The organism is Citrobacter sp. W9, assembly GCF_026719375.1.
GTDB lineage: Bacteria > Pseudomonadota > Gammaproteobacteria > Enterobacterales > Enterobacteriaceae > Citrobacter > Citrobacter werkmanii.
The window spans coordinates 278,665-301,736 of the sequence record NZ_JAPPTE010000003.1 but is presented as its reverse complement, the minus strand read 5'-3'; the positions used below and the strand labels follow the sequence as shown (position 1 = coordinate 301,736).

19 protein-coding genes and 1 pseudogene are annotated in these 23,072 nt (G+C 53.7%); 15 read left to right on the top strand and 5 right to left on the bottom strand.

Features of this window, described 5'->3' with window-relative positions:
• The first annotated feature begins 103 nt into the window (after window positions 1-103).
• On the top strand, window positions 104-2,656 hold the full coding sequence (gene mrcA, locus OOJ59_RS07815; protein WP_193157145.1) for a peptidoglycan glycosyltransferase/peptidoglycan DD-transpeptidase MrcA: 2,553 nt from the start codon (window positions 104-106) through the stop codon (window positions 2,654-2,656).
• Between the two features lie 112 nt (window positions 2,657-2,768).
• Here mrcA and nudE read toward each other — a convergent pair whose 3' ends face one another.
• On the bottom strand, window positions 2,769-3,329 hold the full coding sequence (nudE, locus tag OOJ59_RS07810) for an ADP compounds hydrolase NudE (RefSeq protein ID WP_038634868.1): 561 nt from the start codon (window positions 3,327-3,329) through the stop codon (window positions 2,769-2,771).
• A 322-nt stretch (window positions 3,330-3,651) separates the two neighbouring features.
• Between nudE and igaA the strand changes: the two genes are divergently transcribed.
• The 4 genes from igaA to hslO all read left to right on the top strand — a co-directional run bounded on the left by igaA (window position 3,652) and on the right by hslO (window position 7,833).
• Window positions 3,652-5,787 (top strand): intracellular growth attenuator protein IgaA, encoded by a 2,136-nt coding sequence (gene igaA, locus OOJ59_RS07805; protein ID WP_085049008.1) that lies wholly within the window; start codon window positions 3,652-3,654, stop codon window positions 5,785-5,787.
• A gap of 62 nt (window positions 5,788-5,849) precedes the next feature.
• On the top strand, window positions 5,850-6,518 hold the full coding sequence (gene yrfG, locus OOJ59_RS07800; protein WP_038634874.1) for a GMP/IMP nucleotidase: 669 nt from the start codon (window positions 5,850-5,852) through the stop codon (window positions 6,516-6,518).
• Window positions 6,519-6,528: 10 nt separating this feature from the next.
• Complete coding sequence (gene hslR, locus OOJ59_RS07795) at window positions 6,529-6,930, top strand: ribosome-associated heat shock protein Hsp15 (protein ID WP_003837900.1); 402 nt, start codon at window positions 6,529-6,531, stop codon at window positions 6,928-6,930.
• Between the two features lie 24 nt (window positions 6,931-6,954).
• Window positions 6,955-7,833, top strand: coding sequence for an Hsp33 family molecular chaperone HslO (gene hslO, locus OOJ59_RS07790; protein WP_016157640.1), 879 nt, complete (start codon window positions 6,955-6,957; stop codon window positions 7,831-7,833).
• 42 nt (window positions 7,834-7,875) lie between these two features.
• Here the strand turns inward: hslO and OOJ59_RS07785 are convergent, their stop codons facing one another.
• Window positions 7,876-8,049: a hypothetical protein gene (locus tag OOJ59_RS07785; protein ID WP_170973220.1), complete on the bottom strand. Its 174-nt coding sequence runs from the start codon at window positions 8,047-8,049 to the stop codon at window positions 7,876-7,878.
• A 362-nt stretch (window positions 8,050-8,411) separates the two neighbouring features.
• On the opposite strand from OOJ59_RS07785, the gene pckA reads away from it, so the two are divergent.
• Entirely contained in the window at window positions 8,412-10,034 is a 1,623-nt protein-coding gene (pckA, locus tag OOJ59_RS07780) for a phosphoenolpyruvate carboxykinase (ATP) (RefSeq protein WP_150345508.1), read from the top strand.
• 74 nt (window positions 10,035-10,108) lie between these two features.
• Here the strand turns inward: pckA and envZ are convergent, their stop codons facing one another.
• Window positions 10,109-11,461 (bottom strand): two-component system sensor histidine kinase EnvZ, encoded by a 1,353-nt coding sequence (gene envZ / locus OOJ59_RS07775; protein ID WP_268063369.1) that lies wholly within the window; start codon window positions 11,459-11,461, stop codon window positions 10,109-10,111.
• Window positions 11,458-12,177: an osmolarity response regulator transcription factor OmpR gene (ompR, locus tag OOJ59_RS07770; RefSeq protein ID WP_001157751.1), complete on the bottom strand. Its 720-nt coding sequence runs from the start codon at window positions 12,175-12,177 to the stop codon at window positions 11,458-11,460. The genes envZ and ompR overlap by 4 nt, the downstream gene beginning before the upstream one ends.
• A gap of 225 nt (window positions 12,178-12,402) precedes the next feature.
• Here ompR and greB point away from each other — a divergent pair, with 225 nt between their 5' ends.
• From greB to OOJ59_RS07740, 6 genes and pseudogenes are all read left to right on the top strand, one after another.
• Window positions 12,403-12,876: a transcription elongation factor GreB gene (greB, locus tag OOJ59_RS07765; RefSeq protein ID WP_003023524.1), complete on the top strand. Its 474-nt coding sequence runs from the start codon at window positions 12,403-12,405 to the stop codon at window positions 12,874-12,876.
• Between the two features lie 98 nt (window positions 12,877-12,974).
• Window positions 12,975-15,308: a Tex family protein gene (locus tag OOJ59_RS07760; RefSeq protein WP_160955330.1), complete on the top strand. Its 2,334-nt coding sequence runs from the start codon at window positions 12,975-12,977 to the stop codon at window positions 15,306-15,308.
• 375 nt (window positions 15,309-15,683) lie between these two features.
• Complete coding sequence (gene feoA / locus OOJ59_RS07755; protein WP_003023519.1) at window positions 15,684-15,911, top strand: ferrous iron transporter A; 228 nt, start codon at window positions 15,684-15,686, stop codon at window positions 15,909-15,911.
• Window positions 15,912-15,929: 18 nt separating this feature from the next.
• A complete protein-coding gene (gene feoB / locus OOJ59_RS07750) occupies window positions 15,930-18,248 on the top strand; it encodes a Fe(2+) transporter permease subunit FeoB (protein WP_038634892.1) in 2,319 nt (772 codons plus the stop codon).
• 11 nt (window positions 18,249-18,259) lie between these two features.
• The gene (gene feoC / locus OOJ59_RS07745; protein WP_069323799.1) at window positions 18,260-18,496 is read left to right on the top strand and encodes a [Fe-S]-dependent transcriptional repressor FeoC; all 237 of its coding nucleotides are present in this window, start codon (window positions 18,260-18,262) and stop codon (window positions 18,494-18,496) included.
• Window positions 18,497-18,566: 70 nt separating this feature from the next.
• Window positions 18,567-19,199, top strand: a pseudogene (locus tag OOJ59_RS07740) (Rpn family recombination-promoting nuclease/putative transposase); the annotation flags it as partial.
• A gap of 43 nt (window positions 19,200-19,242) precedes the next feature.
• Here OOJ59_RS07740 and bioH read toward each other — a convergent pair.
• A complete protein-coding gene (gene bioH, locus OOJ59_RS07735; RefSeq protein WP_160955331.1) occupies window positions 19,243-20,013 on the bottom strand; it encodes a pimeloyl-ACP methyl ester esterase BioH in 771 nt (256 codons plus the stop codon).
• Between the two features lie 37 nt (window positions 20,014-20,050).
• Here bioH and gntX point away from each other — a divergent pair, with 37 nt between their 5' ends.
• The 3 genes from gntX to gntT all read left to right on the top strand — a co-directional run bounded on the left by gntX (window position 20,051) and on the right by gntT (window position 23,053).
• Window positions 20,051-20,734 (top strand): DNA utilization protein GntX, encoded by a 684-nt coding sequence (gene gntX, locus OOJ59_RS07730; protein WP_085049013.1) that lies wholly within the window; start codon window positions 20,051-20,053, stop codon window positions 20,732-20,734.
• Window positions 20,735-20,792: 58 nt separating this feature from the next.
• A complete protein-coding gene (gene nfuA / locus OOJ59_RS07725; RefSeq protein WP_003023509.1) occupies window positions 20,793-21,368 on the top strand; it encodes a Fe-S biogenesis protein NfuA in 576 nt (191 codons plus the stop codon).
• A 368-nt stretch (window positions 21,369-21,736) separates the two neighbouring features.
• Window positions 21,737-23,053 (top strand): gluconate transporter, encoded by a 1,317-nt coding sequence (gene gntT, locus OOJ59_RS07720; protein ID WP_003023507.1) that lies wholly within the window; start codon window positions 21,737-21,739, stop codon window positions 23,051-23,053.
• Window positions 23,054-23,072: the final 19 nt, after the last annotated feature.

Genomic DNA, 23,072 nt, shown 5'->3' with positions numbered 1-23,072 from the left:
TCACCCGTTGCTTTAACGGGTATATCAATGCGTCTGGCTTGCCTTTATACTACCGCGCGTTTGTTTATAAACTGCCCAAATGCCACTAAATGGGAAATCTCCAGTGAAGTTCGTAAAGTATTTATTAATCCTTGCAGTATGTTGCATCCTGCTGGGAGCAGGCTCGATTTATGGCCTCTATCGCTATATTGAGCCGCAATTACCTGACGTCGCGACGCTCAAAGATGTGCGTTTACAGATCCCGATGCAGGTTTACAGCGCTGACGGCGAGCTGATCGCGCAATATGGCGAGAAACGTCGAATCCCGGTCACGCTGGATCAGATGCCGCCAGTGATGGTCAAAGCTTTTATCGCCACAGAAGACAGCCGCTTTTATGAGCACCACGGGGTCGACCCGGTGGGGATCTTCCGTGCAGCCAGCGTCGCATTGTTCTCCGGTCACGCCTCACAAGGGGCGAGTACCATTACCCAACAGTTGGCGAGAAACTTCTTCCTGAGCCCGGAACGTACGCTGATGCGTAAGATCAAAGAAGTTTTCCTGGCGATCCGCATTGAACAACTGCTGAGTAAAGATGAAATCCTCGAGCTGTATCTGAACAAGATCTACCTGGGATATCGCGCCTATGGCGTGGGGGCGGCCGCGCAGGTCTATTTCGGCAAGACGGTCGATCAGCTCAGCTTAAGTGAGATTGCGGTGATTGCCGGTCTGCCAAAAGCGCCGTCAACCTTCAACCCCCTCTATTCGATGGATCGGGCCACCGCGCGACGTAACGTCGTGCTGTCGCGTATGCTGAGTGAAAATTACATTACGCAGGCCCAGTACGATCAGGCGCGCGGCGAGGCCATTGACGCCAACTATCACGCGCCGGAAATCGCCTTCTCTGCGCCGTATCTGTCTGAGATGGTGCGCCAGGAGATGTATAACCGCTATGGCGAGAAAGCCTATGAAGACGGGTATCGCATCACCACCACCATTACGCGCAAAGTGCAGCAGGCGGCCCAGCAGGCAGTACGTAACAACGTGATGGATTACGACATGCGCCACGGCTACCGCGGCCCGTCAAACGTGCTGTGGAAAGTGGGCGAAACCAGTTGGGACAGCAAGAAAATCACCGATACGCTGAAAGCGCTGCCAACATATGGACCACTGCTGCCGGCGGTTGTCACCAGCGCCAATCCGCAGGAAGCTATTGCCGCGCTGGCGGATGGCACATCAGTTTCATTACGGATGGATGGCATGCGCTGGGCGCGTCCTTACCGCTCGGATACTCAGCAAGGTCCGACGCCGCGTAAAGTGACAGATGTGGTACAGACCGGGCAGCAAATCTGGGTGCGCCAGGTTGGCGATGCCTGGTGGCTGGCGCAAGTGCCGGATGTTAACTCCGCATTGGTTTCTATTAATCCGCAAAACGGCGCGGTGTTGGCGCTGGTAGGGGGTTTTGACTTCAACCAGAGCAAGTTTAACCGTGCGACCCAGGCGCTACGCCAGGTAGGTTCCAACATCAAACCATTCCTCTATACCGCCGCAATGGATAAAGGTCTGACGCTGGCGAGCATGCTCAACGATGTGCCGATCTCCCGCTGGGATGCCGGTGCCGGTTCCGACTGGCAGCCGAAGAACTCACCGCCGCAGTATGCTGGTCCTATCCGTTTACGTCAGGGGCTGGGCCAGTCGAAAAACGTAGTGATGGTACGCGCCATGCGTGCTATGGGCGTGGATTACGCAGCAGAGTATCTGCAACGTTTCGGCTTCCCGGCACAGAACATTGTGCACACCGAATCGCTGGCGCTGGGTTCCGCCTCGTTCACACCATTGCAGGTGGCGCGCGGCTACGCAGTGATGGCGAACGGCGGCTTCCTGGTCGATCCGTATTTCATCAGTAAGATCGAAAGCGATATGGGCGGCGTTATCTTCGAAGCGAAGCCAAAAATTGCCTGCCCGGATTGTGATATTCCGGTGATTTATGGCGATACTCAGAAATCTAACGTGCTGGAAAACAGTAATGTAGAAGATGTCGCCGTCTCGCAGGAGCAGCAGAATGCCGCCGTGCCTATGCCACAGCTTGAGCAGGCCAACCAGGCGTTGGTCGCGCAGAGTGGAACGCAGGAGTACGCTCCGCACGTGATCAACACGCCGCTGGCGTTCCTGATTAAAAGCGCGCTGAACACCAATATCTTTGGGGAACCAGGCTGGATGGGAACCGGCTGGCGTGCGGGCCGCGACCTGAAACGTCACGATATCGGCGGAAAAACCGGGACTACCAACAGTTCTAAAGATGCGTGGTTCTCCGGTTACGGACCAGGCGTAGTGACATCAGTATGGATCGGCTTTGACGATCATCGCCGCAATCTGGGTCACACGACTGCTTCCGGGGCGATCAAAGATCAAATCTCCGGCTATGAAGGCGGCGCGAAGAGCGCGCAGCCTGCGTGGGATGCTTACATGAAATCCGTGCTGGAAGGTGTGCCCGAGCAGCCGCTGACGCCGCCGCCGGGTATCGTGACGGTCAATATCGATCGCAGTACCGGTCAACTGGCGAGCGGCGGTAACAGCCGCGAAGAGTATTTCATTGAAGGTACTCAGCCAACGCAACAGGCGGTACACGAGGTGGGGACAACCATTATCGATAATGGTGAGACACACGAACTGTTCTGATCGATTGCCGGATGGCGCTTCGCTTATCCGGCCTACATTTTCGGCGTAATCATTTGATATTGCTGGATGTTGTAGGCCGGATAAGGCGTCAGCCGCCATCCGGCAACATAAACTACAATCGTCCCTGCCCTTTCAGCCATTCACGTACGAGGAACAACGCGCTCACATTACGCGCTTCGTGGAAATCAGGGTCTTCCAGCAAATCCATCATATGTGCGAGCGGCCAGCGTACCTGCGGTAATGGCTCAGGTTCATCCCCTTCCAGCGATTCAGGATAAAGATCCTCTGCCACCACAATGTTCATTTTGCTGGAGAAATAAGACGGCGCCATGCTGAGTTTCTTCAAAAACGTCAGATCTTTCGCGCCAAATCCCACCTCTTCTTTCAGTTCCCGATTCGCCGCCTCAAATACGCTTTCACCGGGATCGATTAATCCTTTGGAAAAACCCAGTTCGTAGGACTCGGTCCCGACCGCGTATTCGCGGATAAGGATCAGGTGGTCATCCACAATCGGCACAATCATTACCGCTTCACGCGTGGAGGGCCGCATACGTTCATAAACGCGGCGTACGCCGTTGCTGAACTCAAGGTCCACGCTTTCGACCTTAAACAGCCGGGATTGGGCGACGGTTTCCACTTTCAAAATCGTGGGTTTTTGTAATGATTTGCTCATTGTGAGGGTCTTTGCTGTGAAATCTGGGGTCATTGTGCGATATACCGCACGGTTTCGGCAACGTGAATTGCCGTTTATTTACATTTATGTAACGTACTAAAAGTTAATCCCTATTTCAAATTAAAAGTCAATAGGTTGAAATAACTCCAGGAATTTGCTGATATTCCATTTTTAGTGATTTTGCTATGATTCGCATTTACTGGGCTGCGCTTTAAGATGCTCAAGTTCAACTCCACACTTGCCGATAGCCAACTAAAGAATCACGAATATTGAACAGGGTGCGACTGACCACGCCTGACAGACTAAGTAAGATGGGGAAAGCATGAGCACCATTCTGATTTTTTTAGCTGCTTTGCTGGCCTGCTCATTGCTTGCAGGGTGGCGACTCAGAACGAAATCCAGACGGAAAAATTTACCTTTGAGCAACGTCTTTTCAGACGCCTCTAAGCGTAAGCTTACGCCTGAAGAACGCAGCGCTGTCGAAAACTATCTCGAAAACCTGAGTCAAATTCAGCAAGTACCTGGTCCAACTGGTGCCAGTTCTGCGCCAGTATCGTTAACACTGAATGCCCAAAGTAACAGCGTTATTGTGCTTACGCACGCGATTACACGTTACGGTATTACCACCGACGATCCTAACAAATGGCGCTATTATCTTGATTCCGTTGAGGTGCATTTGCCGCCTTTTTGGGAACAATACATCAATGACGAAAACAGCGTTGAGTTGATTCACACCAATACGTTACCGCTGGTTATTTCGCTAAACGGCCACACCCTGCAGGAATATATGCAGGAAGCGCGTGGCTATGCGTTACAGCATACCGCCTCTACCCAGGCGTCCATTCGCGGTGAAGAAAGCGAACAAATCGAACTGCTGAATATTCGTCAGGAAACTCATGAAGAATATGCGCTCAGCCGCCCTTCTGGATTACGCGAAGCGTTACTGATCGCCGCATCATTCCTGCTGTTCTTTTTATGTTTAATCATCCCGGATACGTTTGTTCCGTGGACAGTCGGTGGCGCGGTGCTGTTGCTCGGTGCAGGTCTGTGGGGGCTGTTCGCTCCGCCATCTAAAACCGCCCTGCGAGAAATTCATTGTCTGCGCGGGACGCCGCGTCGCTGGGGCTTGTTTGGCGAGAACGACCAGGAGCAAATTAACAATATTTCTCTGGGTATTATTGATCTGATCTATCCCCCTCACTGGCAGCCTTACATTGCGCAGGATCTTGGTCAGCAAACGGATATCGATATTTATCTCGATCGCCACGTTGTACGCCAGGGGCGTTTTTTATCCCTGCATGACGAGGTTAAAAATTTCCCGTTGCAACACTGGCTACGCAATGCCGTTATCGCAGGCGGTTCGCTGTTAGTGCTGCTGATGCTGCTGTTCTGGATCCCGTTGGATATGCCGATAAAATTCACCCTTTCCTGGATGAAAGGCGCACAGACTATCGAAGCCACCAGCGTGAAACAGCTTGAGAACGCGGGCGTCCGCGTGGGGGACACACTACACCTGAGCGGCACAGGTATGTGTAACATTCATACCCAGGGGAGCTGGAATACACAGCCCGCCACGCCGTTCATGCCTTTTGATTGCACGCAAATTATCTGGAATGACGCGCGCGCGCTACCGCTTCCTGAATCCGATCTCGTGAACAAAGCCACCGCGCTCACACAGGCCGTAAGCCGCCAGTTGCACCCCAAACCAGATGATGATTCCCGCGTCAGCGCGTCATTACGTTCGGCAATCCAAAAGTCCGGCATGGTGTTACTGGATGATTTTGGTGAAATTGTCCTGAAAACAGCCGATCTGTGCGCAGCCAAAGATGAATGCGTGCGCTTAAAAAATGCGCTGGTTAACCTCGGTAACAGTAAAGACTGGGCCGCTCTGGTGAAACGCGCTAACGCCGGAAAACTGGATGGCGTAAATGTGCTGCTGCGTCCGGTAAGCGCCGAGTCGCTGGATAATCTGGTCAATACCTCTACGGCGCCGTTTATTTCACGCGAGACGGCGCGAGCGGCCCAGGCGCTAAATAGTCCTGCCCCCGGCGGTTTTCTGATTATCAGTGACGAGGGCAGCGATCTGGTCGATCAGCCCTGGCCGTCAACCTCCCTGTATGATTACCCGCCGCAAGAACAGTGGAACGCCTTCCAGCGTCTGGCCCAGATGCTAATGCAAACACCATTTCGCGCGGAGGGGATCGTCACCAATATCTCTACCGACGCCAACGGTACCCAGCACATTGGCCTGCACCGAATCCCGGATCGTTCAGGATTATGGCGCTACCTTGGCACGACGCTGCTGATGCTCTCCATGCTCGGATGCGCTATCTATAACAGCGTTCAGGCATTCAGACGCTACCAGCGCCATCGCTCGCGCATCGCAGAAATTCAAAGCTATTACGAAAGTTGCCTCAACCCAACGCTGATTGACGACCCGGAAAGCCTGATTCGATAACACGCTCGCGCGCCAGGATATGCTACCCTGTCGCGCATCATGTTTTCTTCTGGGGGGTTTCCATGCATATCAATATTGCCTGGCAGGATGTCGACACCGTGTTGTTAGATATGGACGGCACGCTGCTCGATCTGGCATTCGATAACTATTTCTGGCAAAAACTGGTGCCGGAAACCTATGGCGCAAAGCAGGGTATCTCTCCCCAGGAAGCCCAGGACTATATTCGCCAGCAGTATCATGCCGTGCAGCATACGCTAAACTGGTACTGCCTGGATTACTGGAGCGAGCGCCTGGATCTGGATATTTGCGCTATGACAACGGCACAGGGACCACGCGCTGTTTTGCGTGAAGATACCGTACCGTTTCTTGACGCCTTAAAAGCCAGCGGCAAGCGCCGTATTTTGCTCACCAACGCGCATCCGCATAACCTCGCGGTGAAGCTGGAGCATACCGGCCTGGCCTCGCACCTTGATTTATTACTTTCCACCCACACATTTGGTTATCCCAAAGAGGATCAGCGGTTATGGCACGCTGTGGCTGAAGAAACGGGAATGAGTGCAGAGAAGACGCTGTTTATTGACGATAGCGAACCCATTCTCGACGCCGCTGCTCTGTTCGGCATTCGTTACTGCCTCGGCGTAACCAATCCCGACTCAGGTATTGCGGAAAAACAGTACGCACGCCATCCGTCATTGAATGACTACCGCCGACTGATCCCCTCACTGATGTGAAGGAGACGCCATGAAAGAAAAGCCCTCTGCTGAAGTCAGGTTGGATAAATGGCTATGGGCTGCGCGCTTTTATAAAACGCGTGCGCTGGCCCGTGAAATGGTTGAAGGCGGTAAGGTGCATTACAACGGCCAACGTAGTAAGCCGAGCAAGATTGTCGAGCTGAACGCCACCCTCACCCTGCGCCAGGGAAATGACGAGCGGACGGTCATTATCAAGGCCATTACCGAGCAGCGTCGCCCGGCCACGGAAGCCGTTACGCTGTATGAAGAAACCGCGGAAAGCGTGGAAAAACGCGAAAAAATGGCGCTGGCGCGTAAACTTAACGCGTTAACCATGCCGCACCCGGACAGACGACCGGACAAGAAAGAACGCCGCGACCTGTTACGATTTAAACACGGCGACAGCGAGTGACTGTCACCAGCAAGAGAGATGATTATGCCGCAACATGACCAATTACATCGTTATCTGTTTGAAAACTTTGCCGTGCGCGGCGAGCTGGTGACCGTTTCGGAAACCCTGCAACAGATCCTCGAAAACCATACTTACCCGCAGCCGGTTAAAAACGTGCTGGCTGAACTGCTGGTCGCCACCAGCCTGCTTACCGCTACGCTGAAGTTTGCTGGTGATATCACCGTACAGTTGCAGGGCGATGGTCCGCTGAGCCTGGCCGTCATCAACGGCAACAACAATCAGCAGATGCGCGGCGTGGCCCGCATGCAGGGTGATATTCCTGAAGGCGCGGATCTGAAAACGCTGGTAGGCAACGGCTACCTGGTGATTACCATTACGCCGGAAGAAGGCGAGCGTTATCAGGGTGTGGTCGGTCTGGAAGGCGACACGCTGGCCGCCTGTCTGGAAGATTACTTCATGCGTTCTGAACAGCTGCCGACACGGCTGTTTATCCGTACTGGCGACGTCGATGGCAAACCCGCAGCTGGCGGAATGCTGCTGCAGGTGATGCCGGCGCAAAACGCGCAGGCAGATGATTTTGATCACCTGACCGCCCTGACCGAAACCATCAAAACTGAAGAGCTGTTGACGCTGCCAGCCAACGAAGTACTGTGGCGTTTGTACCACGAAGAAGAAGTTACCCTCTACGATCCGCAGGACGTTGAGTTCAAATGCACCTGTTCACGCGAACGCTGCGCAGGCGCACTAAAAACGCTGCCGGACGAAGAAGTGGACAGCATTCTGGCGGAAGAAGGCGAGATCGATATGCACTGCGATTACTGCGGTAGCCACTATCTGTTTAACGCAATGGATATTGCCGAGATCCGCAGCAACGCTTCCCCGGCAGACCCACAGGTCCATTAAGTTTATCAGCCCGGTAGTGTCTTCTGCCGGGCTAACTCCCGCTTACTCAGCGTAATAATGCCTCTTTAGCCGTTCGCCAAGAATCACGATAACACGCCACATTCTGGGCGCTGAATCCAGTGACTGATTCGCTACCGCCTGCCGCAGGCCAATAGATTCCATGCCCCAGCGAGTAGTTTGTGAACGTTCAACACTAACCATGTCGTCATTCAGCATCAACAGAAAGCCTCATATCGCATCAACTTCACAATTTTGAATATTGACTGACCTTTTTCGGGCCATGACGACGGGAAGTGAATCGATATTGTTTATGTATGAGTTACGTATTTTTCTTACGTGAATGCGATTACACTCACAAGATTCCCGCCAAAAACACTCTCTATTAACGTTTTAAGAACATTTTCCACAACAAAAAAGGGTTTCCTGCCATAATATCTGCCTCTTTGTGACAGGAGTCGCAGCGCATTCGGTCGCCCGTGGTTTTTCCGGATGCGTAAATCTATGAGCCTTGTCGCGGTTAGCAATCCCAAAAAAACCTTACTATTCCAGGTAATACATATTGGCTAAGGAGCAGTGAAATGCGTGTGAACAACAGTTTAACCCCGCAAGATCTCAAGGCTTATGGTATCAATGACGTTCAGGATATCGTTTACAATCCCAGCTACGACCTGTTGTATCAGGAAGAACTTGATCCAAATCTGGAAGGTTATGAGCGTGGCGTGTTAACGGATCTGGGCGCCGTTGCTGTTGATACCGGTATCTTTACCGGACGTTCGCCAAAGGATAAGTACATTGTCCGTGACGACACGACGCGTGATACGCTGTGGTGGTCCGACAAAGGTAAGGGTAAGAACGACAACAAACCGCTTTCCCCGGAAACCTGGCAACATCTGAAAGGGTTAGTCACCCAGCAACTTTCCGGCAAGCGCCTGTTTATTATTGATGCTTTCTGTGGCGCAAACGCCGATACCCGTCTTTCCGTGCGCTTCATTACCGAAGTTGCCTGGCAGGCGCATTTTGTCAAAAACATGTTCATCCGCCCAAGCGACGAAGAACTGGTTGATTTTAAACCTGATTTTATCGTGATGAACGGCGCTAAATGCACCAACCCGCAATGGAAAGAGCAGGGCCTGAACTCAGAAAACTTCGTGGCATTCAACCTGACTGAACGTATTCAGTTGATTGGTGGTACCTGGTACGGCGGCGAGATGAAAAAAGGTATGTTCTCCGTCATGAACTACCTGCTGCCGCTGAAGGGCATCGCCTCCATGCACTGCTCGGCAAACGTCGGGGAAAAAGGTGATGTGGCGGTCTTCTTTGGCTTGTCCGGCACCGGTAAAACCACGCTGTCCACCGACCCTAAACGCCGCCTGATCGGTGATGATGAACACGGTTGGGATGATGATGGCGTGTTTAACTTCGAAGGCGGTTGCTACGCTAAGACCATCAAACTGTCTAAAGATGCCGAGCCGGAGATCTACAACGCGATCCGTCGTGACGCGCTGCTGGAAAACGTCACCGTACGCGAAGATGGTTCTATCGACTTCGATGACGGTTCCAAAACCGAAAACACCCGAGTTTCCTACCCGATTTATCACATCGAGAATATCGTTAAGCCGGTGTCAAAAGCGGGTCATGCCACCAAAGTGATCTTCCTGACCGCTGACGCGTTTGGCGTGCTGCCACCGGTGTCTCGCCTGACGGCAGATCAAACGCAGTACCACTTCCTGTCTGGCTTCACTGCCAAACTGGCCGGTACCGAACGTGGCGTCACTGAACCTACCCCAACCTTCTCTGCATGCTTTGGCGCAGCATTCCTGACGCTGCACCCAACGCAGTACGCTGAGGTGCTGGTGAAACGTATGCAGGCGGCAGGTGCGCAAGCGTATCTGGTTAACACCGGCTGGAACGGTACTGGTAAGCGTATCTCCATCAAAGATACCCGCGCGATTATCGACGCCATTCTGAACGGTTCACTGGACGACGCAGAAACATTCCGTCTGCCGATGTTTGACCTGGCTATCCCAACCGAACTGCCGGGCGTGGATACTCGCATTCTCGATCCGCGTAACACCTACGCGTCACCGGAGCAGTGGCAGGAAAAAGCCAACGCACTGGCGAAACTGTTTATCGAGAATTTCGAGAAGTACACCGACACCCCAGCAGGTGAAGCGCTGGTTAGCGCCGGGCCGAAGCTGTAATTGACGTTGCCGGAGGGCGGTTTCGCCTTATCCGGCCTACAACAACAAAAAGGGAGGCATTTCGCCTCCCTTTCTTATGCGTCTTTCGTGGTGCCCTGCGCACGAGTGAAGGGAACCGGAAGCCAGGCGCGAATCGACAACCCACCCCGCTCGCTGGTGCCAATTTCCAGCATACCGTTATGGTTATCGATAATACGCTGCACAATCGCCAGCCCCAGGCCCGTACCGCTGGTACTACGCGCGCTATCGCCGCGGACAAACGGCTGGAACAGATGTTTACGCTGTTCCGGCTTGATGCCCGGACCATCATCTTCCACCTGGAACCAGGCGCGATGCGGCTCCATACCGCTACTGACCTTAATCCAACCGTTACCATAGCGGGCGGCATTCACCACCATATTGGCAACCGCACGCTTGATCGACAGCGGATGCATCTTCACCTGAATGTTGCCCGGCAGCAGCGCAGTCTCAATTTCCCGCTCATAGCCGCTTTCCGCCGCGACCACTTCGCCTAACACCGAGTTCAGATCCGCCATCTCCATCGGCATCTCCTGACCGGTACGCAGGTAATCGATAAACTGCTCGATAATAGCGTTACACTCTTCGATGTCCTTATTGATGGGCTCTGCGAGATAACCGTCTTCCTCGCCCATCATTTCCGTCGCCAGACGGATACGCGTCAGTGGAGTACGTAGATCGTGACTCACCCCCGCCATCAGCAGCGTACGGTCATCGGCCAGTTGCTTCACGCCTGCCGCCATATGGTTAAAGGCACGGGTAACGGAACGCACCTCAGAAGCGCCATACTCACGCAACGGCGGCGGAATAATACCTTTCCCCACCTGCAACGCCGCATGTTCAAGATCCACCAGCGGTCGGTTCTGAATACGAATAAACAGCCATGCGCCGCCGATGGCCAGCAGCATGATCGCCAACGTATAGCGGAACAGCGGCGAAAAATCCCCCTGATGGATTTCAGTCAGCGGCACACGTACCCAGATATTGGGCGACAGCCAGGTTTTCAGCCACACGACCGGCGAGCTTTTGTTGACCTCAACACGGACTTCGGTCGGGCCACCCAACTGCTGCGCCATCTGATGGCTTAAGAATTCATAGTGTTGCGCCCAACGCAGTCCGGCCTCTTCAGCGGCCTCGTTGGAATAGAGGGAAATACCCAACTCACGATAAATTTCCCGGCGGAACGCGGGCGGCACCACCAGTTGCGTACCGTCCTCCAGCTGCAGTTTATCGGTCATCAGCATACGAACTTCGTAAGCCAGGACCTTATTAAACTGCTGGAGGCTCGGCAAAATCGCGAAGTTCAGCACGACCAGGTAAGTCGTCACCAGGCTGGCAAACAGCAAGGTGACGATGAGCAATAATGTGCGGGCAAACGAACTTCGTGGTGAGAAGCGCATTCGCCTCATGCTTTAGAACCGTCCGGAACAAAAACGTAGCCCAGGCCCCATACGGTCTGGATATAACGCGGATGCGCCGGATCTTCTTCCACCATACGGCGCAGACGAGAAATCTGTACGTCGATGGAACGTTCCATCGCCGAGTATTCACGACCACGAGCCAGGTTCATCAGCTTGTCGCGAGACAGCGGCTCACGCGGGTGGCTTACCAGCGCTTTCAGTACCGCAAACTCCCCGCTGGTGAGCGGCATCGGTTCATCTTCGCGGAACATTTCACGCGTACCGAGGTTCAGTTTGAACTTACCAAAGGCAATAACCGCTTCTTCCTGAGAAGGTGCGCCCGGCAGTTCGTTCGCCTGACGACGCAGTACGGCACGAATACGCGCCAGCAGTTCACGCGGGTTAAACGGTTTCGGAATGTAATCGTCAGCGCCGATTTCCAGCCCTACGATACGATCAACTTCTTCACCCTTCGCGGTCACCATAATGATCGGCATCGGGTTGCTTTGGCTGCGCAGGCGACGGCAAATAGACAGGCCGTCTTCACCCGGCAGCATTAAATCCAGCACCATCAGGTGGAAGGACTCACGGGTCAGCAGACGATCCATCTGCTCAGCGTTTGCGACGCTTCGAACCTGGAAGCCCTGCTCGGTCAGATAACGTTCCAGAAGCGCACGTAAGCGCATGTCGTCATCGACCACCAGAATCTTATAGTTCTCTTGCATTGTTATTACTCCCAAAGGTTCGCAACAATTAAGTGTATATTCTTAAGAAAGCTCACGTGAGTCACCAGCGAATTCTGGTATGAATTCCAGGCTAAATTGTTACAAAGCATATTAAACAGCAGCTTAAGTATACAATGTTTCTCGCAATACATTATTTATTCTGTTGATATGCTCACGTAATACTAATTGTGCGCATCATCACAGAGTCGAAGGTAAAACAATAAGATGAAAACGCCCCTGATAACCCGTGAAGGGTATGAAAAACTCAAACAAGAACTGAATTATCTCTGGCGTGAAGAGCGCCCGGAAGTCACCAAAAAGGTCACCTGGGCCGCAAGTCTGGGCGACCGCAGCGAAAATGCCGACTACCAGTATAATAAAAAGCGCCTGCGCGAGATCGACCGCCGCGTTCGTTATTTGACCAAGTGCATGGAAAATCTGAAAATCGTCGATTACTCCCCGCAACAGGAAGGGAAAGTCTTCTTTGGCGCATGGGTCGAGATTGAAAATGACGATGGCGACATCCGCAAATTCCGCATTGTCGGTTACGATGAGATCTTCGGTCGTAAAGATTACATCTCTATCGATTCGCCAATGGCGCGGGCGCTGCTGAAAAAAGAGGTCGGCGATCTCGCGGTAGTAAACACCCCAGGCGGCGAAGCCAGTTGGTACGTAAACGAGATCGAATACGTGAAGTGAGACCGGAACAATCCGAAGCCCCCGTAGATGACTGGCATTTTTGCCAGTCAATCCGTATAACTATCCCCTGATTTTTTATCCTATAGACGAAGCTATCCATGATGAATGATTCTTTCTGCCGCATTATCGCTGGTGAAATTCAGGCTCGTGCTGAACAGGTAGAAGCTGCCGTTCGCCTGCTTGATGAAGGGAACACCGTGCCGTTTATCGCACGTTATCGTAAGGAAATCACCGGCGGTCTGGACGATACGCAATTGCGTAATCTGGAGACCCGTCTGGGATATCTGCGTGAACTGGAAGACCGCCGTCAGGCGATCCTGAAATCTATCGGCGAGCAAGGCAAACTGACCGACGATCTGGTGAATGCGATCAACGGTACGTTAAGTAAGACCGAACTCGAAGATCTCTATCTGCCGTACAAACCCAAGCGCCGCACCCGTGGGCAAATCGCCATTGAAGCCGGGCTGGAGCCGCTGGCTGACCTGCTGTGGAACGAACCCTCCCACGACCCGGAAACGGAAGCCGCCAAATACCTCAACGCCGAAAACGGCGTGGCGGACACCAAAGCCGCTCTCGACGGCGCGCGCTACATTCTGATGGAGCGTTTCGCAGAAGACGCCGCGCTGCTGGCAAAAGTTCGTGATTACCTGTGGAAAAACGCGCATTTGGTTTCTACCGTGGTCAGCGGTAAAGAAGAGGAAGGGGCGAAGTTCCGTGACTACTTCGACCACCACGAACCGATTTCTACCGTGCCATCCCACCGCGCGCTGGCCATGTTCCGTGGTCGTAACGAAGGCATGTTACAGCTTTCATTGAATGCCGATCCGCAATTCGATGAGCCGCCAAAAGAGAGCCACGGCGAGCAAATTATCCAGGAACATCTGGGACTGCGCCTGAATAACGCACCTGCCGACAGCTGGCGTAAAGGCGTGGTGAGCTGGACGTGGCGCATCAAAGTGCTGATGCACCTTGAAACCGAGCTGATGGGTACCGTGCGCGAACGTGCGGAAGATGAAGCGATTAACGTCTTTGCCCGCAACCTGCATGACCTGCTGATGGCCGCCCCAGCTGGACTGCGCGCCACAATGGGCCTCGATCCGGGTCTGCGTACCGGGGTAAAAGTGGCTGTGGTTGATGGTACCGGCAAACTGGTCGCTACCGATACCATTTACCCGCATACCGGTCAGGCCGCCAAAGCCGCCGTCGCCGTTGCGGCGTTGTGTGAAAAATACAACGTTGAGCTGGTGGCGATTGGTAATGGTACGGCGTCGCGCGAAACCGAGCGTTTCTTCCTCGACGTACAGAAACAGTTCCCGCAAGTCACCGCGCAGAAAGTAATCGTCAGCGAAGCCGGCGCGTCAGTGTACTCCGCTTCTGAGCTGGCGGCGCTGGAGTTCCCGGACCTTGATGTTTCGCTGCGTGGGGCGGTGTCTATCGCCCGTCGTCTGCAGGATCCGCTGGCTGAGCTGGTGAAAATCGATCCGAAATCTATCGGCGTGGGCCAGTATCAGCACGACGTAAGCCAGACGCAGCTGGCGCGTAAGCTGGATGCGGTAGTGGAAGACTGCGTAAACGCCGTCGGCGTGGATCTGAACACCGCCTCCGTACCGCTGCTGACCCGCGTGGCGGGCCTGACGCGCATGATGGCGCAGAACATCGTGGCCTGGCGTGACGAGAACGGCCAGTTCCAGAACCGTCAGCAACTGCTCAAAGTCAGCCGTCTGGGCCCTAAAGCCTTTGAACAGTGCGCGGGCTTCTTGCGTATCAATCACGGCGATAATCCGCTGGATGCCTCCACCGTTCACCCGGAAGCCTATCCGATTGTGGAACGCATTCTGGCCGCCACCGAGCAATCGCTGCGCGATCTGATGGGCAACAGCAGCGAACTGCGCAATCTGAAAGCCGCCGATTTTACTGACGAGCGCTTCGGGGTACCGACCGTCACCGACATCATCAAAGAGCTGGAAAAACCGGGTCGCGACCCGCGTCCTGAATTCAAAACCGCACAGTTTGCTGATGGCGTAGAAACCATGAACGATCTGCAACCGGGGATGATTCTGGAAGGGGCCGTCACCAACGTCACCAACTTCGGCGCGTTTGTCGATATCGGCGTACACCAGGACGGTCTGGTGCATATCTCTTCACTGTCGAATAAGTTCGTCGAAGATCCCCACACCGTGGTGAAAGCGGGCGACATTGTGAAAGTGAAAGTGCTGGAAGTAGACCTGCAGCGTAAGCGTATCGCGCTGACTATGCGTCTGGATGAGCAGCCAAGTGAAACCAACGCGCGTCGCAGTGGTGGAAATAACGATCGTACTCAGGGCAATCGCCCGGCCCCAAAAGCCGCGAAACCTCGTGGCCGTGACGCTCAGCCTGCGGGCAACAGCGCCATGATGGATGCGCTGGCAGCGGCAATGGGTAAAAAGCGCTAAGTTTAAACCATGTGCCGGATAGCGGTGTAAATACCGTATCCGGCATATTTACTATATTATCTTCTCTCTTCCTCATTATATTTATCACTTCATTAACAGATGAAACCTTAATTAAACATTAAGGATTTCAATAATTGCTAGCGCGAATCATTCGTCCCCAACCAGAATAAATATTGAGGAATATCAAAATTGGCTCAAATTATTATCTAATTGTACATTCCGTCACACTTATTCTATTGATGATAGAAACCATTCTCATTATCATTGGTTTGTTGATTATTTACTCTTTCCTTACGTTGGCTAATCATCTGGTCTCATGCCGCCCTGTCGCCCCATGAGGTAATCACCCAGTTAGCGAGATATAAGTAGGCCCCTATGCAATTCACTCCTGACAGTGCGTGGAAAATTACCGGTTTTGCCCGTGAAATCAGCCCGGCTTATCGTCAGAAACTGTTGTCACTTGGCATGCTACCCGGCTCATCCTTCAACGTGGTTCGCGTCGCCCCGCTCGGCGATCCTATCCATATTGAAACGCGTCGCGTAAGTCTGGTATTGCGTAAAAAGGATTTGGCGTTATTAGAAGTGGAAGCGGTGTCCTGTTAATACAGTGAGTCTATAAAAATGAAAAAACTAACCATTGGTTTAATTGGTAATCCTAATTCCGGCAAGACAACCTTATTCAACCAGCTCACCGGCGCGCGTCAGCGTGTAGGCAACTGGGCTGGCGTTACCGTTGAGCGTAAAGAAGGTCATTTCGCCACGACGGACCATCAGGTCACGCTGGTCGACTTACCCGGCACCTATTCACTGACGACAATCTCGTCGCAGACCTCTCTTGATGAGCAAATCGCCTGCCACTACATTTTAAGCGGCGACGCGGATCTGTTGATCAACGTGGTCGATGCCTCAAACCTTGAGCGCAACCTCTACCTGACGTTGCAACTGCTTGAGCTGGGCATTCCCTGTATCGTCGCGCTGAACATGCTGGATATTGCTGAGAAACAGCAAATCCGTATCGATATCGACGCCCTCTCCGCCCGTCTTGGCTGCCCGGTGGTTCCGCTGGTCTCCACCCGCGCCCGCGGCATTGAAGCGTTGAAGCTGGCGATCGATCGCTACAAGGAAAACGACACCGTCGAACTGGTGCATTATGCCCAGCCGTTGTTGCAGGAAGCCGATTCCCTCGCCGATGCGATGGCCAAAGATATGCCGCTTAAACAACGCCGCTGGCTGGGCCTGCAGATGCTGGAAGGCGATATCTACAGCCGTGCCTACGCCGGTGAGGCCGCACAAAACCTTGATGCCGCCATTGCGCGTCTGAGTGAAACAATGGACGATCCGGCGCTGCATATCGCCGATGCGCGTTACCAATGCATCGCCGCAATCTGCGATACCGTCAGTAATACCCTGACGGCAGAGCCGAGCCGTTTCACCACCGCGGTGGATAAAATCGTCCTTAACCGCTTCCTCGGGTTGCCGATTTTCCTGTTCGTGATGTACCTGATGTTCCTGCTCGCCATTAATATTGGCGGCGCACTGCAGCCGTTATTCGATGTGGGTTCCGTGGCGCTGTTTATTCATGGTATTCAATGGATTGGCTATACACTGCACTTCCCGGACTGGCTCACTATCTTCCTGGCGCAAGGTCTTGGCGGCGGGATTAACACCGTGCTGCCGTTGGTGCCGCAAATCGGCATGATGTACCTGTTCCTCTCTTTCCTTGAAGACTCCGGTTACATGGCGCGCGCTGCGTTTGTGATGGACCGTCTGATGCAGGCACTGGGACTGCCGGGCAAATCGTTTGTCCCGCTGATAGTCGGCTTTGGCTGCAACGTACCGTCGGTGATGGGCGCCCGTACGCTGGATGCGCCACGTGAACGTCTGATGACCATCATGATGGCGCCGTTTATGTCCTGCGGCGCACGTCTGGCGATTTTCGCCGTCTTTGCCGCGGCTTTCTTTGGTCAGAACGGCGCGCTGGCGGTCTTCTCGTTGTACGTACTGGGTATCATCATGGCGGTGCTGACCGGCCTGATGCTCAAACACACCATCATGCGTGGCGAAGCAACACCGTTCGTCATGGAGCTGCCGGTGTACCATGTGCCGCACATCAAGAGCCTGATTATTCAGACCTGGCAACGTCTGAAAGGCTTCGTGCTGCGTGCCGGTAAAGTGATTATCATCGTCAGTATTTTCCTCAGCGCCTTTAACAGCTTCTCGCTAAGCGGGAAAATCGTCGATAACATCAACGACTCTGCTCTGGCTTCCGTCAGCCGCGTCATCACCCCGGTCTTCAAGCCGATTGGCGTCCACGAAGATAACTGGCAGGCAACCGTCGGTCTGTTCACCGGTGCGATGGCAAAAGAGGTGGTTGTCGGTACGCTGAACACGCTTTACACCGCAGAAAACATTCAGGAAGAAGAATTCAATCCGGCAGATTTCCACCTCGGTGACGAGCTGTTCAGTGCGGTGGATGAAACCTGGCAAAGCCTGAAAGACACCTTCAGCCTGAGCGTGCTGGCCAACCCTATTGAAGCCAGCAAAGGCGACGGCGAGATGGCTACAGGCGCAATGGGCGTGATGGGCGAGAAATTTGGCAGCGCCGCCGCCGCGTACAGCTACCTGATTTTCGTGCTGCTGTATGTCCCGTGCATTTCAGTGATGGGGGCTATCGCACGTGAATCCAGCCGTGGTTGGATGGGCTTCTCGATCCTGTGGGGCCTGAACATCGCCTATTCACTGTCAACGCTGTTTTATCAGACCGTCAGCTACAAAGCGCATCCGACTTACAGTCTGGTGTGCATCTTAGCCGTCATTCTGTTTAACATCGTGTTGCTGGGTCTGCTGCGCCGTGCCCGCAGCCGGGTGGATCTCTCACTGCTGTCAACCAACAGAACGGCTAGCTCCTGCTGTTCCAGTACCACTGGCGATTGCCACTAAGGTCGTCAACGATGGCATCGCTTATTCAGGTTCGTGATTTACTGGCGCTGCGGGGGCGTTTGGAGGCAAAGCAAATTAGCCACACGCTGCATACTCCGCAGCCAATGATTGACGCCATGCTGAATCAGTTAGAAAAGATGGGCAAAGCGGTGCGGATTCAGGAAGATGCCGATGGGTGTCTGTCCGGAAGCTGCAAGAGTTGCCCCGAAGGTAAAGCCTGCCTGCGCGAGTGGTGGGCTTTGCGCTAGTTTGCCGCTCCTGCCGGATGGCGCTACGCTTATCCGGCCTACAAATGGCAGCAAACATCCAGGCCAGATTTTGGACGCGGGCCATAAGAAACTACCGTTAGTGATCCCCATACTTTTTTATCATGGCACCGTCAGCCCATATCCATATTCACTCTGCTGGCTGGACGAATTTGACGACCCGGAGGCAGCCAGACCACTTTATGCCACAGCATTTCCATTGGTCGATATCACCGTTGTGCCCGATGACGAGATCATGCAGCACCGCCGGATGGCGCTGTTGGAGCTCATCCAAAAGCATATTCGTAAACGCGATTTGATGGGGTTAGTTGAAAAACTCGCCATCCTGCTTGTTAAAGGACATGCTAATGACAACCAGTTGAAAGCCCTGTTTAATTACCTGATGCAGGCCGGTGACACCGCGCGTTTTAGCGAATTTATTCACCAGGTCGCCGAACGTTTACCTCAACATAAGGAAAAGTTGATGACTATTGCCGAAAGATTACGTCAGGAAGGGCACCTTAATGGTCTTCAGGAAGGTCACAGGAAAGGGTTACTACAGGGGTTACGAGAGGGTTTGCAACAAGGCAAACGAGAGGAAGCTCTACGCATTGCAACAACCATGTTGGCAGATGGTATAGACCCGCTGACCATCTGCAGAATCACCGGCCTGACCGCTGAGGATCTGGCTACGTGCAGCCATTAATCACCAGCCCGGCAGTATGATTCCACCGGGCAAAACAGCGGATTTATAGCCGCTGTTTTAACGCCACCAGCACTGAGCAGAACTCCGTCGGATGTGAGATAAACGGCGCATGCGCCGCTTTGGCAAACACCAACGACTCGCTTTGCGGCCACAAGGTATCCAGCCTCGGGACGACTTTGCGCGGAACCAAACCATCAAGATAACCGTACATCCGCAGGAAAGGTATATCCACAGAACATAACGGCTCACGCAGATCGACCGTTTTCAGGATCTCCAGCCCGCCATTAAGCACCTCGACGTCCGGCATGGGTAATGCCAGCACCGTTTTCTTCAGCGCTCGCGCATCCTGACGCGCGGTTTCAGTACCCATCGTTTGCAAGGCCAGAAAACGCTCAACCGTACGCTGGAAATCTTCGCTCAACTGTTGCTGGAAACCGGCCAGTACTTCCGGCTTAATGCCCGGCCATTCGTCGCGCGCGCTAAAACAAGGTGAGGATGCCACGGTAACCAGCGCCTGAACACGCTCAGGATGCGTTAACGCCACCTGACTGGCGACCAGCCCCCCGAGACTCCAGCCGAGCCAGATGGCTTTCTCCGGCGCCTGTTTTAATACCCGCCCGGCCATCTCTTCCAACGACATTGCGCCGAACCCCTGGCTACGACCAAATCCCGGCAAGTCGACAAGATGCAGCGTGAAATGCGAGCTCAGTTCCTCACTTATGCAATGCCATACTTCCGCGTTCAGTCCCCATCCGTGCAGCAGCACAAGATGGCAATTTCCCGAACCCTGGGTCTGCCACCAGATGTCATTCATCAGTTATTGTTCTCTTTTAGCCTGAAAGGATGCATCTATGCTAACAGTACCAGGATTGTGCTGGCTATGCCGAATGCCGTTGACGTTGGGGCACTGGGGGATCTGTTCGGTTTGCACGCGGGCAACGCGTCAGCCTCTCTGCCGGTGTCCTCAATGCGGACTACCTGCCGCACATCCTTCGCTTCCCTGCGGTCGTTGCCTGCAAAAACCCCCGCCGTGGCAGCGTCTGATCGCCGTCAGCGACTATATTCCTCCGCTGAGCGGACTTATCCACCAGTTTAAGTTTTCACGCCGCAGCGAAATGGCCAGTGCTCTTTCACGTTTACTGTTGCTGGAGGTATTACAGGCCCGGCGCGTCAGCGCTCTTCCTCTGCCGGACAGAATAGTTAGCGTCCCGCTCTGGCAACGCCGACACTGGCGCAGAGGATTTAATCAGAGTGATTTACTGTGTCGCCCTTTGGCGCGCTGGCTTGGCTGCGACTGGGACAGGCAGGCCATCACACGGGTTCGGGCCACCGCCACACAACACTATCTCAGCGCCAGATTACGCAAACGTAACCTGAAAAATGCCTTTCGCCTTGAATTGCCGGTGCAGGGACTCCATATGGTTATTGTGGATGATGTCGTCACTACCGGAAGTACCGTCGCGGAAATCGCGCAGCTGCTTTTACGCAACGGCGCGGCGACTGTCCAGGTATGGTGCCTGTGTCGAACCTTGTAGAGCCTCGATGATGGGCGTATTATAACCAAGTAAAATAGTCAACTATTAGGCCATTACTATGATCCATATTTCCGATGCTGCACAAGCGCACTTTGCCAAACTGCTGGCAAATCAGGAAGAAGGGACACAAATTCGCGTATTTGTGATTAATCCCGGCACGCCTAACGCTGAATGCGGCGTTTCTTATTGCCCGCCCGACGCCGTGGAAGCAACCGACACCGCCATTAAATTTGACCTGCTGACCGCATATGTTGATGAACTGAGCGCACCGTATCTGGAAGATGCAGAAATCGATTTCGTTACCGACCAGTTAGGCTCCCAGCTGACGCTGAAAGCGCCAAACGCCAAAATGCGTAAAGTTGCCGATGATGCGCCGCTGATGGAACGCGTAGAGTACATGCTGCAATCGCAGATCAACCCACAGTTGGCAGGCCATGGTGGCCGCGTCTCTCTGATGGAGATCACCGATGAAGGCTACGCCATTCTGCAATTTGGCGGCGGCTGTAACGGCTGTTCAATGGTAGATGTAACGCTGAAAGAAGGTATCGAGAAACAGCTGCTGGCTGAATTCCCTGAACTGAAAGGCGTTCGCGATTTAACCGAACACCAGCGCGGTGAGCACTCTTACTACTAACGACCAGACCTGCAAGGCCCGATCAGGCGCATCCGCGTCGCCATCGGGCATTGATGCCGGATGGCAGCGTAAACGCTTTATCCGGCCTGCACCCTTACATTTCTCTGCATGTCCCCTGCAACAACTCCGCTATAATTTGACCCGCCTCTCATAATTTAAATTTTGCCTGCTCAGGTGATTTTCAAGCGCCACATGTTACCCGTATCATTCATATCAGCACCTAACACACCCATAACAGCCAGCTAAACTAATTAGTTTTGACGGTAATCAGCATTGGTGCTGTGAATACTCGGTTCCCGGTCGGGACAATCGGAATTTGTCATCTAAACACTGACGTTACCCATAACAAAGTAAAGGCCAGGTAAATCATGCCATTAGTCATCGTTGCTATCGGTGTAATCTTGTTACTTCTCCTGATGATCCGTTTCAAAATGAACGGCTTCATCGCTCTCGTCCTGGTGGCGCTTGCTGTCGGATTGATGCAAGGGATGCCGCTGGATAAAGTCATCGGTTCTATTAAAGCCGGCGTCGGCGGAACCCTTGGCAGCCTCGCCCTGATTATGGGTTTTGGCGCCATGTTGGGCAAAATGCTGGCGGACTGCGGCGGCGCACAGCGCATCGCCACCACGCTGATTGCTAAATTCGGCAAAAAACACATTCAGTGGGCGGTAGTATTAACCGGTTTCACCGTCGGTTTTGCCCTGTTCTACGAAGTCGGCTTCGTACTGATGCTGCCGCTGGTGTTCACGATTGCCGCGGCGGCAAACATCCCGCTGCTGTACGTTGGTGTCCCGATGGCTGCTGCGCTGTCCGTCACGCACGGTTTCCTGCCGCCTCACCCGGGTCCGACTGCTATCGCCACCATTTTCCACGCAGATATGGGTAAAACCCTGCTGTTTGGTACGATTCTGGCCATCCCGACCGTTATTCTCGCCGGTCCGGTGTACGCGCGCTTCCTGAAAGGCATCGATAAGCCAATCCCGGAAGGTTTGTACAGCGCAAAAACCTTCACCGAAGAAGAGATGCCAGGCTTTGGCGTCAGCGTCTGGACCTCTTTGGTTCCGGTTATCCTGATGGCGATGCGCGCCGTCGCGGAGATGATTCTGCCTAAAGGTCATGCTTTCCTGACGGTTGCAGAATTCCTTGGCGACCCGGTCATGGCTACGCTTATCGCGGTGCTGATTGCGATGTTCACGTTTGGTCTGAACCGTGGACGTTCGATGGATCAGATTAACGACACGCTGGTGTCCTCAATCAAAATCATCGCGATGATGCTGTTGATCATCGGTGGTGGCGGTGCCTTCAAACAGGTTCTGGTTGATAGCGGCGTGGACAAATACATCGCCTCCATGATGCACGGCTCGAACGTTTCTCCGCTGTTGATGGCATGGTCTATCGCTGCGGTACTGCGTATCGCGCTGGGTTCCGCGACCGTTGCAGCTATCACCGCAGGTGGGATAGTGGCGCCGCTGATTGCGACGACCGGCGTAAGCCCTGAGCTGATGGTTATTGCAGTCGGTTCCGGCTCCGTCATTTTCTCCCACGTGAACGATCCAGGCTTCTGGCTGTTCAAGGAGTATTTCAACCTGACTATCGGTGAGACCATCAAGTCATGGTCAATGCTGGAGACCATTATCTCCGTCTGCGGTCTGGTAGGTTGTCTGCTGCTGGGCATGGTGGTCTGATAAAACGGTGCCGGGTGGC

What these genes read in the sequence shown, in the direction of transcription:
- nudE (WP_038634868.1), bottom strand. Translation starts at nt 3,329, where the DNA reads ATGAGCAAATCATTACAAAAACCCACGATTTTGAAAGTGGAAACCGTC.
- igaA (WP_085049008.1), top strand. Translation starts at nt 3,652, where the DNA reads ATGAGCACCATTCTGATTTTTTTAGCTGCTTTGCTGGCCTGCTCATTG.
- yrfG (WP_038634874.1), top strand. Translation starts at nt 5,850, where the DNA reads ATGCATATCAATATTGCCTGGCAGGATGTCGACACCGTGTTGTTAGAT.
- hslR (WP_003837900.1), top strand. Translation starts at nt 6,529, where the DNA reads ATGAAAGAAAAGCCCTCTGCTGAAGTCAGGTTGGATAAATGGCTATGG.
- hslO (WP_016157640.1), top strand. Translation starts at nt 6,955, where the DNA reads ATGCCGCAACATGACCAATTACATCGTTATCTGTTTGAAAACTTTGCC.
- OOJ59_RS07785 (WP_170973220.1), bottom strand. Translation starts at nt 8,049, where the DNA reads ATGCTGAATGACGACATGGTTAGTGTTGAACGTTCACAAACTACTCGC.
- pckA (WP_150345508.1), top strand. Translation starts at nt 8,412, where the DNA reads ATGCGTGTGAACAACAGTTTAACCCCGCAAGATCTCAAGGCTTATGGT.
- envZ (WP_268063369.1), bottom strand. Translation starts at nt 11,461, where the DNA reads ATGAGGCGAATGCGCTTCTCACCACGAAGTTCGTTTGCCCGCACATTA.
- ompR (WP_001157751.1), bottom strand. Translation starts at nt 12,177, where the DNA reads ATGCAAGAGAACTATAAGATTCTGGTGGTCGATGACGACATGCGCTTA.
- greB (WP_003023524.1), top strand. Translation starts at nt 12,403, where the DNA reads ATGAAAACGCCCCTGATAACCCGTGAAGGGTATGAAAAACTCAAACAA.
- OOJ59_RS07760 (WP_160955330.1), top strand. Translation starts at nt 12,975, where the DNA reads ATGATGAATGATTCTTTCTGCCGCATTATCGCTGGTGAAATTCAGGCT.
- feoA (WP_003023519.1), top strand. Translation starts at nt 15,684, where the DNA reads ATGCAATTCACTCCTGACAGTGCGTGGAAAATTACCGGTTTTGCCCGT.
- feoB (WP_038634892.1), top strand. Translation starts at nt 15,930, where the DNA reads ATGAAAAAACTAACCATTGGTTTAATTGGTAATCCTAATTCCGGCAAG.
- feoC (WP_069323799.1), top strand. Translation starts at nt 18,260, where the DNA reads ATGGCATCGCTTATTCAGGTTCGTGATTTACTGGCGCTGCGGGGGCGT.
- bioH (WP_160955331.1), bottom strand. Translation starts at nt 20,013, where the DNA reads ATGAATGACATCTGGTGGCAGACCCAGGGTTCGGGAAATTGCCATCTT.
- gntX (WP_085049013.1), top strand. Translation starts at nt 20,051, where the DNA reads ATGCTAACAGTACCAGGATTGTGCTGGCTATGCCGAATGCCGTTGACG.
- nfuA (WP_003023509.1), top strand. Translation starts at nt 20,793, where the DNA reads ATGATCCATATTTCCGATGCTGCACAAGCGCACTTTGCCAAACTGCTG.
- gntT (WP_003023507.1), top strand. Translation starts at nt 21,737, where the DNA reads ATGCCATTAGTCATCGTTGCTATCGGTGTAATCTTGTTACTTCTCCTG.